Source organism: Pseudomonas sp. R19M, from assembly GCF_050312585.1.
Taxonomy (GTDB): Bacteria; Pseudomonadota; Gammaproteobacteria; order Pseudomonadales; family Pseudomonadaceae; genus Aquipseudomonas; species Aquipseudomonas palleroniana.
Genome location: NZ_JBNPJV010000016.1, coordinates 1 through 16,177, shown reverse-complemented (window position 1 = coordinate 16,177; position 16,177 = coordinate 1). Strand labels below are relative to the sequence as shown.

Here is a 16,177-nt window from a genome sequence, read left to right as displayed (position 1 = left end):
CCTACAGCGGCATTACATGGCTGGGGGCGATTACTGGATCAGGCCGAACTCTTTGGCCAGCACTTTGTAGTCAGCCACCTGTTTCTTCACGTAGGTGTCCAGCTCCGGGCCGGTCATGGCGAACGGGAACAACTCGCGCTGGTCACGCAGCTTGGCGAACTCCTCGGAAGCCAGCAGTTTGTCGAATGCTTCCTTCCACCAGGCGTAGTCGGCATCGCTGACTTTTGGCCCGAGGTAGAAGCCACGTACCACGGGCCAGACGATGTCGTAGCCTTGCTCTTTGGCGGTCGGAATGTTCTTCATTTCCGGCTCGTCCAGGCGCTGCTCGGAGAACACCGCCAGCAGGCGCATGTCGCCGCTCAGGATGTGCGGCATGGAGTCGGAAATGTCGGTACTGCCCACCTGAATGTGGCCACCGAGCAAGGCGGTGGCGATTTCACCGCCGCCTTCAAGCGCCACATAGCGCAGCTCACGCGGGTTGATCCCAGCGGCCTTGGCGATGAGCGCAGTTTGCATCCAGTCCTGGCTGCCGACGGTGCCGCCGGAGCCGATGACCACGCTGCCCGGATCTTTCTTCAGGGCTTTGACCAGATCGTCGAGGTTCTTGTAGGGCGAATCGGCTTTCACCGCGATAGCCCCGTAGCTGGTGCCGACCGCCGCCAACCAACGCACGGCGCTTTCATCGAAGCGACCGAACTTGCCTTGCGCGAGGTTCAGCAGCGAACCGCTGGACCATGCGACCAGCGTGCCGGCATCCGCAGGGCGCTGGGCTACCACCGCGTTGTAGGCCACCGCGCCCACACCGCCGGGCATGTAGGTCACGCGCATCGGCTTGCTCAGCAGTTTTTCGTTGACCAGCGCGCTTTGCGCCAGTTTGCAGGTCAGGTCAAACCCACCGCCGGGGGAGGCCGGGGCGATGCATTCCGGGCGCTTGGGTTCGTCGGCCAGCAGTTGGCCGGCGAACAGCATGCAGCCGGCGGCAAGGGCCAATTTACGCAGTGAAAAGGTCATGGGTCTCTCCGTCGTTGTTGTTATGAGCTTGTTTGACTACCAAAGCGCCAGGCTGTAACTGACCAACAGGCGTACTTCATCCGCATCACGGGCCGAATAGTTGGAACGGTACGTGGCATTGCGCAGGCGCACGGCGACGTCCTTGAACGTGCCGCTTTGCACCACGTAGCGGATCTCGCTGTTGCGTTCCCACTCTTTGCCGGTCTCGCCGTTCTTGAGTTTGATATGGTCGCCCGACAGGTAGCGGCTCATGAAGCTCAAACCTGGGATCCCCAGTTTGGCGAAGTCGTAGTCATAGCGCGCTTGCCAGGAGCGTTCTTCGGCGCCGGCAAAGTCGTTGATCTGTACGAAGTTGACCAGGTACGGGTCGCTGCCATCCACATAAGGAAAGGCGCTGTCGCCGGACATGTGCTGGTAACCGGCGCTGAGCTTATGGCCATTGAGGGCATAGCTGAAGAGGCCGTTGAGGGAGGTGTTGTCGATGTTGCCGCCGCGGGACGCACCGGTGTCATCGCTGATGGCCAGGCGCAGGTCGGCGCCAAAGATGCCGGGGCCCATCGGGCGCGAGGCCACCAGGCCGAGGAAGTGCTGGCGGTAGACGTCATCGAGCTGGGCGAAGTGGTAGCTGCCGGTGATTTTGTCGGCGAACTTGTAGTCGACGCCGCCGAAGTTGAAGTGCTTGCCGGTGGCGCCGCCGACGAAACGGCTGTTCTTGTTGTTGAGGGCGATGTCTTCGTAGTCGGTGGAGTCGCGGTCCTTGGCTTTGTCCAGGCGGCCACCGGTGAACACCAGGTTCTTGAATTCTTTCGAGGTGAGCAGGCCGCCGTTGAACGTCTGCGGCAGGATGCGGCCGTCGTTGGGCTTGAGGATCGGCAGTTCGGGGATCAGTGCGCCGATTTTCAGTTCGGTGGCGGAGATCTTCACTTTGCCGGTCAGGCCGAGTTTGCTGTACTCGTCGACCGCACGACCATCGTCGGTGGGCAACAGGCCGGTGCCGGTGCGGTCGGGGCTGGAGTCGAGCTTGACGCCGAGCATGCCCAGCGCATCCACGCCAAACCCCACGGTGCCGTCGGTGTAGCCCGATTGCAGGTTGAGCATGAAGCCCTGGGCCCATTCGTCACGCTTGGATTGCTGCGCGCTGGTGCCGTCACGAAAGTCGCGGTTGAAGTACATGTTGCGAGTTTCCAGGGTCGCGCTGCTGTCTTCGAAGAAGGCGGCCTGGCTAAGCGGCGCAAAGCCGGCAAGCGCAGCGGCACTGGCGAGGGCGGTGTGGGTCAGGCGGGAAAACCGGACAGGCGGGCAAGCCTGGGGCTGTGTCGACAGCATGGGGGTGTACTCCGTTATTGTTCTTATTTTGGCGAAAACGCTTCGAGGCGTTTTTCGAGCGTTGCGCTCAGGCAACGGGGTGGGCATAGACCACCGTAACGGGATGCTAAAGGGCGAACCTTTCACTAACCTTTCAGTTGTCTTTCAATGTTTTCAGGCTTCACAGGCCAGGCGGCGTCTGTAAACTGCCTCGCAAAGCGTGGCGTCGACCATGCCCGAATGAGGTGAAAATCCATGCGTGTCCTCTTGGTTGAAGACCATCTGCAGCTCGCCGAAAGTGTCGCCCAGGCGCTCAAGAGCACGGGCTTGACCGTCGATGTGCTGCACGATGGGGTGGCTGCGGATCTGGCCTTGGGCAGCGAGGAGTATGCGGTGCTGGTCCTCGATGTCGGGCTGCCGCGCATGGATGGTTTCGAGGTGCTTGCACGCTTGCGGGCACGCGGCAAGAACCTGCCGGTGCTGATGCTGACGGCGCGCAGTGATGTGAAGGACCGCGTGCATGGCCTGAACCTGGGCGCCGACGACTACCTCGCCAAGCCGTTTGAACTGACGGAACTGGAAGCGCGGGTCAAGGCGCTGTTGCGCCGCAGCGTACTCGGCGGCGAGCGCCAGCAGACCTGCGGTGTGCTGGTCTACGACCTGGATACCCGACGGTTCACGGTGGGGGGCGAGTTGATGACGTTGACCTCTCGCGAGCAAGCGGTCCTGGAGGCTTTGATTGCGCGCCCGGGCCGTGTGATGAGCAAGGAGCAACTGGCTTCCCAGGTGTTCGGCCTGGACGAGGAAGCCAGCCCCGATGCGATCGAAATCTACGTGCATCGCCTGCGCAAGAAGCTCGATGGGCAACCCATCGCCATCGTGACGTTCCGTGGCCTGGGGTACTTGCTGGAAGCGCGTGATGCATAAGCCCAGCAGCCTGCGTTGGCGGCTGCTGTGGAACCTGGCGCTGCTGTTGGTGGTGTTGATGCTCGCCAGTGGCCTGAGCGCTTACTGGAATGGACGCGAAGCCGCCGATACCGCCTATGACCGCACGCTGCTGGCCTCGGCGCGGACGATCGCCGCCGGTTTGACCCAGGTCGATGGCACCCTAAGTGCCAATGTGCCGTATGTGGCCCTGGATACCTTCGCCTATGACAGTGCTGGGCGCATTTATTACCAGGTCAATGACATCGATCAGAAGCTGATCTCGGGCTACGAACACCTTCCCGGCCCGCCGCCCGGCACACCGCGCACCGATGATTACCCGGCCCTGGCGCGCTTCTATGACGCCAAGTATCAGGGCCAGTCCGTGCGGGTGGTGAGCCTGCTCAAGGCGGTCTCCGAACCGAATATGAACGGCATGGCGGAAATTCGCGTCGCCGAGACGCAGGAGGCGCGCGTCGCCATGGCGCGTAGCCTGATGGCCGACACCTTGCTGCGCTTGGGCATGCTGGCCATCGGCGCGTTGCTGTTGGTGTGGTTTGCCGTGAGCGCGGCGCTGCGCCCGCTGGAGCGCCTGCGTACGGCGGTGGAGGAGCGTCAGCCCGACGACTTGCGGCCGCTGCCGTTGGTGGAAGTGCAGCATGAGTTTGGCCCTCTGGTGCGTTCCATCAACCACTTCACCGAACGTCTGCGCGGCCAGTTCGAGCGCCAGGCGCAGTTCATTGCCGACGCCTCCCACGAGTTGCGTACCCCGTTGGCCGCATTGAAGGCTCGGCTGGAACTGGGCCTGCGTGCCGAAGACCCCGGCACCTGGCGCAGCACCCTGGAGACGGCGGCCCAGGGCACCGACCGCCTGACGCACCTGGCCAATCAATTGTTGTCCCTGGCGCGTATCGAAAACGGCGCCCGGGCGATTGCCGAGGGTGGCGCGCAGCTACTCGACCTCAGCCAACTGGCGCGGGAACTGGGCATGGCCATGGCGCCGCTGGCCCATGCGCGGGGTGTCGCCCTGGCCTTGGAAGCCGATGAACCGGTGTGGCTGCGCGGCGAGCCGACGTTGTTGAATGAACTGCTGAGCAACCTGGTGGACAACGCACTCGCCCACACCCCGCCTGGCGGCAACGTGATCCTGCGGGTCATGGCCCCGGCCGTGCTGGAGGTCGAGGATGATGGGCCAGGTATCCCGCTGGATGAGCGGGACCGGGTTTTCGAACGTTTCTACCGCCGTAGCCAGCAGGGTGTGGGTTCGGGGCTGGGGTTGGCGATTGTCGGGGAGATCTGCCGGGCGCATCTGGCGCAGATCAGTTTGCACGACGGTGAATCGGCGGGGTTGAAAGTGCGGGTGAGTTTTATCGCGGGGTGATCAGTAAAACATCGAGCGTGCTTCATCCAGCTCTGTCAGAAGGGCATCGCTGTAGAGATCTGTGCGCAATTTCCTGGCGGACGGCAATGTCGATACCGGTACGTTCGCCAACGGGTGGCCGGTGCCTCGGTGGCAATACAGGTTGGCGATCTGTACCAGGTCGATGTAGTCCAGCTTCGCCGAGTCACGCTCCAGGTCCAGGTATTGCACCGGCAGGTTGGCCAGCATCTCCGGGAAATCCCAGACGCGCAGCAGTTTGTTCCCGAGCACCGGGTGAATGCTGTCGATGACGTGATTCAGGCTGACCGGGTCCGAGAGCAGTTCGTAGTGGTCTTCGGCATAGGTGAGGATCGGCAGCACGCCGATTTGGTGGACCAGCCCGCCAAGGGCTGCCTGGTCCGGCTTCAACTGGCTGAAGCGGCGGCACAGGGCATAGCTGACGCCTGCCACTTCCAGGCTGCGCCGCCAGACTTCACGCATTTTCAACTCGACCACTTCGGAGCGGGCGTGGAAGATTTGCTCCATCACCAGGCCGATGGCCAGGTTGCTGCTGTAGTTGGTGCCCAGCCGGGTGATGGCGGTATGCAGGTCGGTGACTTCCTGAGTTGCGCGCAACAGTGGGCTGTTGACCACTTTGATCAGCCGCGCCGACAAAGCGGTATCGCGACCGATCACCTTGCTCAAGTGGCTGATGCTGATATCCGGGTCTTCGGCGGCTTGGCGAATCTTCAGGGCCACTTCCGGTAATGTCGGCAGAACCAGGTCATCGTTGTCGATGGCCTTCACCAAAGCCTGTTGAACTTTTTCCGCCAGCTTGTTCATTCATGCTCTCTAGGGTGCTGCAAAAAGGTACGGCGATTAACGCTGGATCTCTTTATCGCGATCCAGTGGGTAAGGCAGGTCGAGCAGTTGCAGGCCAGGGCCTTCCAGGGTGCCCAAGTGCACATCGCCGCTGTCGGCAGCTTCGGCTTGCAACACCGCCAGAAGTTCAACGGATGAGTCAGCTTTTGCCGCGATCACCACTTCGCCGATCGAACTGTTGTGGCTGGGAGAGAACAGCGGGGTGCCGGGCTCCGGAAGTTCGGCCGCGTTGAGACTCAGGCGATACAGGCGTCGCTTGAGCTTGCCCAGGTATTGCATGCGGGCGACGATTTCCTGGCCGGTGTAGCAACCTTTCTTGAAGCTGACGCCGCCTACGGCCTGCAGGTTGAGCATCTGTGGAATGAACAGTTCGCGCGTTTGCGGCATGACCTGGCCGATACCGGCGCGGATCTGGCCGAGCAGCCAGTCATTCAAGCCGGCTTCCTTCAACTGTGCATTGAGTTGCGCGTGCAGGGCTTCGGCTTGTTCGGCAGGGGCCCAGAGTTCGGCGCGGCCGGGGGACACACGGATGGCGATCAGCGAGTCGGTACGTACGACGCTGTCGGTCTCGCCAGGCAATTGAAGGCCGAGGCTGGCCAGGGCCTGATCCGCATCCGCCAGACCAAAGCGTGCCCAGGCGGCGCTTTCGTCAGTGAGTTTGGACTTGGAGAACACCGCGTACTTTTTCAGGTCCGCCAGTTGCGGTTCGAGCAATTCGCAGACCATTGCCAGCAGCACGCCATCGCCTTGCAGCAGGATGCGAAAGCTCGACTGCATACGCCCTTTCTGGGTGCAGCGCGCGCCGAGGCTGGCTTGAGTGTCACTCAGGTAATTGAGGTTGCAGGTCAGTTGCCCTTGGAGGAATTTGGCAGCGTCGGCGCCGCGGACGGCGAGAACGCCTTCGTGGGACAAGGGGCAGAAAAAAGCAGAGTCAGCCATGGGTCATCGCAGGTCAAAAAGTCATGGGTGCATCATAGAGGGGCGCCCGGCAAATGGATAGTTTCCGTAAGGGGCGACCAAAGCCGACTGTTCCACCGCCGTCGGGCCTGTATACTTGCGCTCTATTTGAGGAGCGCTCCATGGTCGAAGATGTAGAAATCAATCGCCTCTACTGGCACAGCCGCCGCGGCATGCTGGAGTTGGATGTGTTGCTGGTGCCGTTCACCAAAGAGGTCTATGCGACGCTCGATCAGGTGGATCGTGACCTCTACGTCAGGCTGTTGACTTGCGAAGACCAGGACATGTTCGGCTGGTTCATGGAGCGCAGCGAATCCGAAGACCCGGAGCTGCAACGCATGGTCCGGATGATCCTGGACCGTGTCCAGCCCAAGTAATCGCTTCGAATGCCGCTGGCAGGCCTCTGGGCTGCTGCTGGCGGCATATCTGCTTGCCCAGTTGCTCGCGCTGGGGAGTCTGCTGGTTCTCGACCTTCCTTATTCAAGCCTTGGCACGCTGTTGTGCCTGGCGCATGCCGCCTGGGCACTACCGCGCCACATCCGGCTGACTCACCGTTCGTCGGTTCGCGGTCTGCGCCGGGATGAAGATGGCTGGCAGCTGTTCAGTGATGAGCGCGGCTGGCACAGCGTGCAACTGCGCCCCGACAGCCTGGCATTGCCATGGATCGTGGTGCTGCGTTATCGGGTGCAGGGTGAGTGGCGCGTGCGTTCGCTCTGTGTGCCGAAGGACTCGCAGGCTGCCGATGTGCATCGGCGCCTGCGGGTGCGCCTCAAGTTCAGCCGCCGTAGGTGGTTGGCACCAGGATAGTGTCGCGGGCCTCGGGTAGCATCTGGGGGTAGTCAAGGGTGTAATGCAACCCCCGGCTTTCCTTGCGCTCCATGGCCGAGCGGATCATCAATTCCGCCACCTGGGCCAGGTTGCGTAATTCGATCAGGTCGCGGCTGACCTTATAGTTGCTGTAGAACTCGTCGATCTCATCGAGCAACAATCGCACCCGGTGTTGCGCCCGTTGCAGGCGCTTATTGGTGCGCACGATCCCTACGTAGTCCCACATGAAGCGCCGCAATTCGTCCCAGTTGTGGGCGATGATCACGTCTTCATCCGAATCGGTGACCTGGCTGGCGTCCCAGCGGGGCAGGGCGGCGGGCACTGGAATGTATGGCAGTTGTTCAAGAATGTCGGCCGCCGCCGAGCGCGCGTAGACAAAGCACTCAAGCAGCGAGTTACTGGCCATGCGGTTGGCGCCATGCAGGCCGGTGAAGCTGGTTTCGCCAATTGCATACAGGCCCGGTACATCGGTGCGCCCGTGCTGGTCGACCATTACGCCACCACAGGTGTAGTGCGCCGCCGGCACCACCGGGATCGGGCCTTTGGTGATGTCGATATTGAAGGTCAGGCAGCGTTCGTAGACCGTCGGGAAGTGGCTCTTGATGAAGGCTTCGGGTTTGTGGCTGATGTCCAAGTAGACGCAGTCGATGCCCAGGCGCTTCATTTCATGGTCGATGGCGCGGGCGACGATATCCCGTGGCGCCAGTTCGGCGCGTGGGTCGAAGCGCTGCATGAAGCGCTCACCATTGGGCAGCTTCAGGTGTGCACCTTCACCGCGCAGGGCTTCGGTGACCAGGAAACTCTTGGCCTGCGGGTGGTACAGGCACGTGGGGTGGAATTGGTTGAATTCCAGGTTGGCCACGCGGCAGCCGGAACGCCAGGCCATGGCGATGCCATCGCCGCAGGCTCCGTCGGGGTTGCTGGTGTAGAGGTAGACCTTGGCTGCACCACCGGATGCGAGGATGGTGAAGCGTGCGCCGTAGGTATCGACTTCGCCGCTGGCGCGGTTGAGCACGTAGGCGCCGAGGCAACGTTCGCCGTCCAGGCCCAGGCGTTTTTCGGTGATCAGGTCGACGGCGACGCGTTGTTCCAGCAATTCAATGTTGGGGCGTTGTCGGGCTTGTTCGAGCAAGGTCTTGAAGATCGCGGCACCGGTGGCATCGGCGGCGTGGATGATGCGGCGATGGCTGTGGCCGCCTTCACGGGTCAGGTGGAACTCGAATCCGCCATCATCGTTGCCCGCCTGCTCGTCACGCGTGAACGGCACCCCTTGGTCGATCAACCATTGAATGGCTTCGCGGCTATGTTCGACGGTAAAGCGCACCGCGTCTTCATTGCACAGGCCACCGCCGGCATTCAGGGTGTCCTCAACGTGGGATTGCACCGTGTCGGTGTCGTCCAGCACGGCGGCGACCCCGCCCTGGGCCCAGAAGGTCGAGCCGTTGGCCAGGTCGCCCTTGCTCAGTACGGCAATGCGCAAATGGCTGGGAAGGGTCAGCGCAAGGCTCAAGCCGGCCGCGCCGCTACCGATCACCAGGACATCGTGTTGAAACTGTTGGCTCATTGGAAGGATTCCGCAAAAAGCGATCCGAAAGGCTGGCGCAAACAGGACGCCTGGATCGGCGAATCAAAGGGTCACACGGGCCACTAGTATATAGAGGGGGGGAGCGGCACAATAGCCGGGCATTCGTGGCAATATGAGATTGCCGTGCATCAGTCGGGTGAAATGAGCCGGTTATTGGAGGGGGGAACTTTTTGCAGCAGTCCCGACTCAATAGCAGGTTGCCCGAAAGCTGGGAAAACGTTGAGTTTATTGGCCCGTCGGGAGCATTGGACGCGTCAGGAAGCCGACGACAAGATTATTCGCGCAGCCGGCGTTGCCCGAGCTGCGTTTTTCGTGTGTGCCAAAACAGTGCGCACCGGAAACTTGCTTGAAAGGGGAGAACTTTTGCGAAAAGCCCGAGTCTATGTTTGCAAGCCTGGTCGTTTAGTTATGCAAGCCTCCTTCAAGTACAACGAGGAGTGTTCATGCTAACCCAGGAAGAGGATCAGCAGCTGGTCGAGCGCGTTCAGCGCGGTGACAAGCGTGCATTTGATCTGCTAGTGCTGAAATACCAGCACAAAATTCTCGGGTTGATCGTGCGATTCGTGCACGACACCCATGAAGCGCAGGATGTAGCACAGGAAGCCTTTATCAAGGCATACCGTGCACTAGGCAATTTCCGCGGTGATAGTGCGTTTTACACGTGGCTATATCGCATCGCCATTAACACGGCGAAGAACTATCTGGTGTCTCGCGGCCGCCGCCCACCCGATAGTGATGTAAGTTCAGAAGATGCTGAATTTTACGATGGTGATCATGGCCTCAAGGATCTCGAGTCGCCGGAGCGTTCATTGCTGCGCGACGAAATCGAAGGCACCGTTCATCGCACAATTCAGCAACTGCCGGAAGATTTGCGTACCGCGTTAACTTTACGTGAATTCGATGGTCTGAGTTACGAAGACATTGCGAGCGTCATGCAATGTCCGGTGGGGACTGTAAGGTCACGGATTTTCCGGGCCCGGGAAGCCATCGACAAAGCCTTGCAACCGTTGTTGCAGGAAAACTAAAGACAGCGGCGACAGCCAAGAGAGGAACCGCCATGAGTCGTGATGCCCTGCAGGAATCGCTGTCCGCAGTGATGGATAACGAAGCGGATGAACTGGAACTTCGTCGAGTGCTCAACGCATTTGATGATGCCGAAACCCGTGATACCTGGTCTCGTTACCAAGTCGCTCGGGCGGTGATGCACAAGGATCTACTAATCCCTCGTTTGGATATTGCTGCGGCCGTTTCTGCTGCGCTGGCCGATGAAGCCGTTCCGGCAAAAGCTGCTCGTGGTCCATGGCGTAGCCTGGGTCGCCTGGCGGTTGCTGCTTCGGTGACTGTTGCCGTATTGGCGGGTGTTCGCCTGTACAACCAGGACGAAATCGCCGGTAACGAACTGGCCCAACAGGTTCAGCAACCGGTGATGGCTGGTCCGCAAGTCAAGGGCCCGGCTGTACTGGCTGGCTACAAGGAAAGCTCTGACACCACCGGCCCAATGGCCAATGGCGTACTGCAAGGGCAATCCGGCTGGCAGGATCAGCGCCTTCCAGGCTACCTGCGTCAACACGCACAGGAGTCGGCCTTGAAAGGTACTGAAAGCGCTCTGCCTTACGCACGTGCTGCAAGCCTGGAAAACCGTTGAATCGCTGAGGAGCACTATGCGCGCCATACCGCTCCTCACGCTTTTGCTCAGTAGCTGGTTTGCACTATCCGCCCATGCCGACGAAGCCCAAGACTGGCTGACTCGACTTGGGCGTGCAGAGCAGCAACAAAGCTTCGAAGGTACGTTCGTCTACGAACGTAATGGCAGTTTTTCTACCCATGACATCTGGCATCGTGTCCAGAATGGTCAGGTTCGTGAGCGATTACTCCAGCTCGACGGTTCTGCCCAGGAAGTCGTACGGATAGATGGTCGTACTCAATGCGTCAGCGGCACACTCGTCGCAGGCCTTGGGAATTCGCGTGATGCCTCGGCCGCGCGTGTTCTTGATCCCCAAAAGCTCACTCCCTTTTATGAACTGTCCGTTATCGGGAAATCCCGTGTGGCCGGTCGTAACGCGGTGATTGTCTCGATCACCCCTCGAGACCAATACCGATATGGCTTCGAGTTGCATCTGGATCGCGAAACGGCATTGCCACTCAAATCGTTGTTACTCAACGATCAGGGGCAGTTGTTGGAACGTTTTCAATTCACCCGCCTGAATACGTCGGTCGCGCTTTCTGATCGCGATCTGCAGCCCAGCGGCGAATGTAAAGCCGTCGCCGTTTCCAACAACAACGCGCCAGAAGTACCTGCCGATCAGGCATGGCACCTGAACTGGCTGCCGCCTGGTTTTGAGCCCATCAGCAGTAACGCACGCCGAGATAGCCAAACCCAATCTACTGTCGACAGTTGGATGTATAGCGACGGCCTTGCACGCTTCTCGGTGTTTCTCGAGTCGACAGACGGAGCGAGCGTGACGGAAACCCGCACTCAACTGGGGCCTACGGTTGCGGTGTCGCGGCGCCTGAACACGGTGGACGGCGAGATGATGGTGACGGTTGTCGGCGAAATCCCCATCGGCACCGCCGAACGCATCGCGCTGTCGGTGCGCGGTGAAAAGGTTGCCACCCAGCCATGAGTTGTTAATCCTATGTTCATCCTGACCTTCCAATGTGAGCCTCTGCTTGGTTGGGTATTGAGAGCATGAAATGTCTGGTTCGTTATTTTCACTTGCAAAAAATCCCCATGTTTTTTATAGGTCAGGGCTTGTCGGCTCCGGCCTTGTTTTGTTCGCGGAACAAAGATGCCGATCGTAGTTTTCGGTGTTTCTTGAACCCTGTCGCTCAACCCTGCTCGTCGTAACGGGAGCTGTATGTCGATACCACGTTTGAAGTCTTACTTATCCATAGTCGCCACGGTGCTGGTGCTGGGTCAGGCTGTGTCCGCGCAAGCGGCCGAACTGCCTGACTTCACCCAGTTGGTGGAGCAGGCCTCGCCTGCCGTGGTGAACATCAGTACTACGCAGAAACTGCCCGAGCGCAAAGTCTCGAACCAGCAGATGCCGGACCTCGAAGGGCTGCCGCCGATGCTGCGCGAGTTCTTCGAGCGGGGTATGCCGCAACAGCGCTCCCCACGTGGCGGCGGCGGTGGCCAGCGCGAAGCGCAGTCCCTGGGGTCGGGTTTCATCATTTCTTCCGATGGCTACATCCTCACCAACAATCATGTGATTGCCGATGCTGACGAGATCCTCGTGCGCCTGGCCGACCGCAGTGAGTTGAAAGCCAAGCTGGTCGGTACGGACCCGCGCTCCGATGTGGCCTTGCTGAAAATCGATGGCAAGGATTTACCGGTACTGAAACTGGGTAAATCCCAGGACTTGAAAGCCGGGCAGTGGGTCGTGGCAATCGGTTCGCCATTCGGCTTTGACCATACCGTCACCCAAGGCATCGTCAGTGCCATTGGCCGCAGCCTGCCGAACGAAAACTACGTGCCGTTCATCCAGACCGATGTGCCGATCAACCCAGGTAACTCCGGTGGTCCGTTGTTCAATCTGGCGGGCGAGGTGGTGGGTATCAACTCGCAGATCTATACCCGCTCCGGTGGCTTCATGGGCGTATCCTTCGCGATCCCGATCGATGTTGCCATGGACGTTTCCAACCAGCTCAAGAGCGGTGGCAAAGTCAGCCGCGGCTGGTTGGGTGTCGTGATCCAGGAGGTGAACAAAGACCTGGCTGAATCCTTCGGCCTCGAGAAGCCGGCCGGTGCCCTGGTCGCACAGATTCAGGACGACGGCCCGGCTGCCAAAGGCGGCCTGCAAGTTGGCGACGTGATCCTGAGCATGAACGGCCAGCCGATCATCATGTCCGCCGATTTGCCGCACCTGGTCGGTGCTCTGAAAGCCGGCAGCAAGGCCAAGTTGGAAGTGATCCGTGATGGCAAGCGTCAAAACGTCGAGCTGACCGTAGGGGCTATCCCTGAAGAGGGCGCCGCCCTCGATGCGCTGGGCAACGCCAAGCCAGGCGTTGAGCGCAGCAGCAACCGCCTGGGTATTGCGGTGGTTGAGCTGACCGCTGAGCAGAAGAAGAGCTTCGACCTGAAGGGGGGCGTGGTGATCAAGGAAGTCCAGGACGGCCCAGCCGCCTTGATCGGCCTGCAGCCGGGAGATGTGATCACCCACCTGAACAATCAGGCGATCAACTCCACCAAGGAGTTCGCCGACATCGCCAAGGCGTTGCCGAAGAATCGCTCGGTGTCGATGCGTGTGCTGCGTCAGGGGCGTGCGAGCTTCATCACGTTCAAGCTGGCTGAGTAAGGCTCTAGCCTATTAAAAAGCCCCGCCTTCGTTTAACGAAGGCGGGGCTTTTTTGTGGGCGATGGATTTAGCCCATCATCCCTTTCACCAGACGTTCCTGTTCAATCAATTCACGTTGGCGTGCATCGATACGCGAGGACAGCGGGAAGTTGTTGCCTGCCCGGCGCTTGGCGAAATCCAGCTGTTGAATGGCCTGCTGGAAGTCACCCACCAAGGCAAAGTACTCGGCGCGGGCCTGATGCAAACCGATGATGTTGCCGGACAAACCGCGGGTCTCGGCGACCTGGTACCAGACATCCGGGTCATCGGGGCGGGATTTGAGCAAACCGTCCAGGGCTTTCTCCGCATCTGCGGTACGGTTCTGCTTGAGCAGCAAGTCCACGCGCACCTGATTCAGCGGATAGTTGCCGGGGTATTGGGTGAGCATCCGGTCCGTGCGTTGCTGGGCATCCGGCAGGCGATTGTTGGTGATGTCCAACTCGATCTGCGCCAGGTTGTAGGTGATGTCATTGGGGGCTTTGGCCAGCAGCGGTGCCAGGTTTTCTCGGGCCGCCTTGAGCTGGGTACCCTTGATCTGGGCAATGGCCAGGCCATAGCGTGCCACGTCGTTTTTCGGGTTTTCGTCCAGTTGTGCCTGGAACCGCTTGGCGGCCAGGCCTGGGGTGTCTTCATATTGCAGTTGTACGCGCGCGCGGATCAGTTGATAGCGCAGGCTGTCTTCCTTACCGCCGGGTTTGGCTTGTTCGGCGCGGTTGCGGGTGTCGGCAATCCGCGATTCGGTAACCGGGTGAGTCAGCAGGAACTCCGGTGGCTTGGCGTCGAAGCGGTATTGGCGCATCAGCCGTTCGAACATGGTGGGCATGGAGCGCGGGTCGTACCCGGCTTTTTCCAGGTTGAGGATGCCGATCCGGTCAGCCTCCTGTTCATTCTGGCGCGAGAACCGGCGCTGCTCCTGGATAGCCGCCGCCTGGCTGCCGGCAATGGCGGCAATGCCGGCGTCACCTGCGCCTGCCGCCGCGGCGATGATGCCGCCGAGCAGGGCGGCCATCATCGGGAGCTGCATGCGCGACTGTGCTTCCACGCCCCGTGCAAAGTGACGTTGGGACAAGTGAGCCAGTTCGTGTGCCAATACCGAGGCGTACTCACCTTCGGTCTGGGCATTGAGAAACAGGCCGCCGTTGACCCCGACAATCCCGCCGGGCGCGGCAAAGGCGTTGAGTTGCGGACTGTTGATCAGGATGAATTCCAGGCGCCGATCATTGACCTGGCTGGTCTCCACCAGTTTGTACACGCTGGTTTCGACGTAGTCTTTGAGCTGCGGGTCATTGAGCTGCGACACCTGGCCGCGTAAGTAGGCAAGCCAGGCGCGGCCCAGTTGGTATTCCTGTTGTGGCGAGACAATGGCAGAACTGGCGTCGCCAAGTGACGGCAGGTCGTCAGCGAAGCCTGGAGAGGCCAGCAGGCAAGCCAGCGTCAGCAGGGTAGGGCGCAAAAAAGTCATGCACAAAGCCTTTCGACAAAGAGTCTACTGTAGCCGGACACTGAGCTTCGGACCAGATATTCTAAGCAGCCCAACGCTTGTCCGGAGTAAAACCATGACCGACGCTGTAGCCTTTGATGCGGAGCTTGATGCCAGCGGCCTGAATTGCCCGTTGCCCCTGCTCAAGGCCAAGTTGGAACTCAATCGATTGGCCAGTGGCGCAGTACTCAAGGTGATCGCCACGGATGCCGGCTCCCAGCGCGATTTCCGGACCTTTGCCAAGTTGGCCGGTCATACCCTGCTGCACGAAGAAGACGCCGCCGGGGTGTACCGTTACTGGCTACGAAAGGCCTGAATCGTTCGCCCCATCATCCGAGGTTGATTGATGTTCAAAGTGTTACGAGACTGGATCCAGCGCTACTTTTCCGATGAAGAGGCCGTGGTGCTGGCGGTCCTGCTGTTCCTGGCTTTTACGGCGGTGCTCACTTTGGGTGGCATGCTGGCGCCGGTACTGGCAGGGATGGTGCTGGCGTACCTGATGCAAGGGTTGGTCAACACCCTGGAACGTTTGCGCTTACCGGGTGGTGTGGCGGTGGGGTTGGTGTTTGCCCTGTTCATGGGCTTGCTGGTGGTATTCATCGTGGTGGTGCTGCCGCTGCTGTGGCATCAGTTGATCACCCTGTTCAACGAGTTGCCGGGGATGTTGGCCAAGTGGCAGTCGTTGTTGCTGATGTTGCCTGAACGCTATCCGCATCTGGTGTCGGATGAGCAGGTGGTGCAGGCCATTGAACTGGCGCGCGGCGAGATCGGAAAATTCGGGCAGTGGGCGCTGACCTTTTCTCTGTCCAGCCTGCCGTTGTTGGTCAACATCATGATCTATCTGGTGCTGGTGCCGATCCTGGTGTTTTTCTTCCTCAAGGACCGCGAGATGATCGGCCGCTGGGTCCGCGGTTACCTGCCGCGTGAAAGGGCGCTGATTACCCGAGTGGCCGAAGAGATGAACCGTCAGATTGCCAACTACATTCGCGGCAAGGTGATTGAGATCGTTATCTGTGGGGGCGTCACCTACATCGCCTTTGTGGTCCTCGGGCTCAACTATGCGGCGTTACTGGCACTGCTGGTGGGCGTGTCTGTAGTAGTGCCATATGTCGGCGCAGTGGTGGTGACGGTGCCGGTGACGTTGATCGCCTTGTTCCAGTGGGGGTGGAGCGACCAGTTCATCTACCTGATGGCGGTGTACGGCATTATCCAGACCCTGGATGGCAATGTGCTGGTGCCGCTGCTGTTCTCGGAAGCCGTCAACCTGCACCCGGTGGCGATCATCTGCGCGGTGTTGTTGTTCGGTGGGTTGTGGGGATTCTGGGGCGTGTTCTTCGCGATTCCCCTGGCGACGCTGTTCAAGGCGGTGCTCGACGCGTGGCCGCGACAGGAACCTATAGTTGCACCGCTATTGTAGTGAGCGGGCTTGCCCCGCGCTGGGCGGCAAAGCCGCCCCAAACCCAGGCGCCTCGGTCTGTCTGAAACACCGCGGCGTCCGTGTTGGGGCG

At 60.4% G+C, this 16,177-nt stretch carries 16 protein-coding genes; 10 read left to right on the top strand and 6 right to left on the bottom strand.

Translation table 11 applies throughout. From position 1 onward, the window contains the following. Positions 1–30: 30 nt before the first annotated feature. Positions 31–1,011 (bottom strand): Bug family tripartite tricarboxylate transporter substrate binding protein, encoded by a 981-nt coding sequence (locus tag ACQRBT_RS02085; RefSeq protein ID WP_090366230.1) that lies wholly within the window; start codon positions 1,009–1,011, stop codon positions 31–33. Positions 1,012–1,047: 36 nt separating this feature from the next. Beyond that, complete coding sequence (locus ACQRBT_RS02080; protein WP_412046631.1) at positions 1,048–2,337, bottom strand: OprD family porin; 1,290 nt, start codon at positions 2,335–2,337, stop codon at positions 1,048–1,050. A 234-nt stretch (positions 2,338–2,571) separates the two neighbouring features. Here ACQRBT_RS02080 and ACQRBT_RS02075 point away from each other — a divergent pair, with 234 nt between their 5' ends. Both ACQRBT_RS02075 and ACQRBT_RS02070 read left to right on the top strand, forming a co-directional pair. Beyond that, the gene (locus ACQRBT_RS02075; RefSeq protein WP_060753718.1) at positions 2,572–3,243 is read left to right on the top strand and encodes a response regulator; all 672 of its coding nucleotides are present in this window, start codon (positions 2,572–2,574) and stop codon (positions 3,241–3,243) included. Beyond that, positions 3,236–4,621 carry a sensor histidine kinase gene (locus ACQRBT_RS02070; protein WP_060753717.1) on the top strand — a complete coding sequence of 462 codons (1,386 nt, stop codon included), beginning with the start codon at positions 3,236–3,238 and terminating at the stop codon, positions 4,619–4,621. The genes ACQRBT_RS02075 and ACQRBT_RS02070 overlap by 8 nt, the downstream gene beginning before the upstream one ends. Here the strand turns inward: ACQRBT_RS02070 and ACQRBT_RS02065 are convergent, their stop codons facing one another. Both ACQRBT_RS02065 and ACQRBT_RS02060 read right to left on the bottom strand, forming a co-directional pair. Continuing rightward, on the bottom strand, positions 4,622–5,443 hold the full coding sequence (locus ACQRBT_RS02065) for an HDOD domain-containing protein (protein WP_090366225.1): 822 nt from the start codon (positions 5,441–5,443) through the stop codon (positions 4,622–4,624). It abuts the gene before it with no gap. Positions 5,444–5,479: 36 nt separating this feature from the next. Beyond that, positions 5,480–6,421 (bottom strand): YgfZ/GcvT domain-containing protein, encoded by a 942-nt coding sequence (locus ACQRBT_RS02060; protein ID WP_060753715.1) that lies wholly within the window; start codon positions 6,419–6,421, stop codon positions 5,480–5,482. A gap of 140 nt (positions 6,422–6,561) precedes the next feature. Between ACQRBT_RS02060 and ACQRBT_RS02055 the strand changes: the two genes are divergently transcribed. Beyond that, entirely contained in the window at positions 6,562–6,816 is a 255-nt protein-coding gene (locus ACQRBT_RS02055) for a succinate dehydrogenase assembly factor 2 (protein WP_017255216.1), read from the top strand. Beyond that, on the top strand, positions 6,800–7,246 hold the full coding sequence (locus tag ACQRBT_RS02050; RefSeq protein WP_060753714.1) for a protein YgfX: 447 nt from the start codon (positions 6,800–6,802) through the stop codon (positions 7,244–7,246). Before ACQRBT_RS02055 ends, ACQRBT_RS02050 begins: the two co-directional genes overlap by 17 nt. Here the strand turns inward: ACQRBT_RS02050 and nadB are convergent. Continuing rightward, on the bottom strand, positions 7,215–8,831 hold the full coding sequence (nadB, locus tag ACQRBT_RS02045) for an L-aspartate oxidase (protein WP_060753713.1): 1,617 nt from the start codon (positions 8,829–8,831) through the stop codon (positions 7,215–7,217). The genes ACQRBT_RS02050 and nadB overlap by 32 nt on opposite strands. A gap of 464 nt (positions 8,832–9,295) precedes the next feature. Here nadB and rpoE point away from each other — a divergent pair, with 464 nt between their 5' ends. From rpoE to ACQRBT_RS02025, 4 genes are all read left to right on the top strand, one after another. Then, positions 9,296–9,877, top strand: a complete 582-nt coding sequence (gene rpoE, locus ACQRBT_RS02040; protein WP_060753712.1) for an RNA polymerase sigma factor RpoE — start codon at positions 9,296–9,298, stop codon at positions 9,875–9,877. A gap of 32 nt (positions 9,878–9,909) precedes the next feature. Beyond that, positions 9,910–10,497, top strand: a complete 588-nt coding sequence (locus tag ACQRBT_RS02035) for a sigma-E factor negative regulatory protein (RefSeq protein ID WP_060753711.1) — start codon at positions 9,910–9,912, stop codon at positions 10,495–10,497. 16 nt (positions 10,498–10,513) lie between these two features. Next, the gene (locus ACQRBT_RS02030; protein ID WP_060753710.1) at positions 10,514–11,476 is read left to right on the top strand and encodes a MucB/RseB C-terminal domain-containing protein; all 963 of its coding nucleotides are present in this window, start codon (positions 10,514–10,516) and stop codon (positions 11,474–11,476) included. Positions 11,477–11,710: 234 nt separating this feature from the next. Then, positions 11,711–13,150 carry a DegQ family serine endoprotease gene (locus ACQRBT_RS02025; RefSeq protein ID WP_244384056.1) on the top strand — a complete coding sequence of 480 codons (1,440 nt, stop codon included), beginning with the start codon at positions 11,711–11,713 and terminating at the stop codon, positions 13,148–13,150. Positions 13,151–13,217: 67 nt separating this feature from the next. On the opposite strand, the gene ACQRBT_RS02020 is transcribed toward ACQRBT_RS02025, so the two are convergent. Continuing rightward, positions 13,218–14,651: a M48 family metalloprotease gene (locus ACQRBT_RS02020; protein WP_060753708.1), complete on the bottom strand. Its 1,434-nt coding sequence runs from the start codon at positions 14,649–14,651 to the stop codon at positions 13,218–13,220. Between the two features lie 94 nt (positions 14,652–14,745). Here ACQRBT_RS02020 and ACQRBT_RS02015 point away from each other — a divergent pair, with 94 nt between their 5' ends. Both ACQRBT_RS02015 and ACQRBT_RS02010 read left to right on the top strand, forming a co-directional pair. Next, positions 14,746–14,985 (top strand): sulfurtransferase TusA family protein, encoded by a 240-nt coding sequence (locus ACQRBT_RS02015; RefSeq protein WP_010212198.1) that lies wholly within the window; start codon positions 14,746–14,748, stop codon positions 14,983–14,985. Positions 14,986–15,015: 30 nt separating this feature from the next. Further along, entirely contained in the window at positions 15,016–16,086 is a 1,071-nt protein-coding gene (locus tag ACQRBT_RS02010; RefSeq protein ID WP_060753706.1) for an AI-2E family transporter, read from the top strand. Positions 16,087–16,177: the final 91 nt, after the last annotated feature.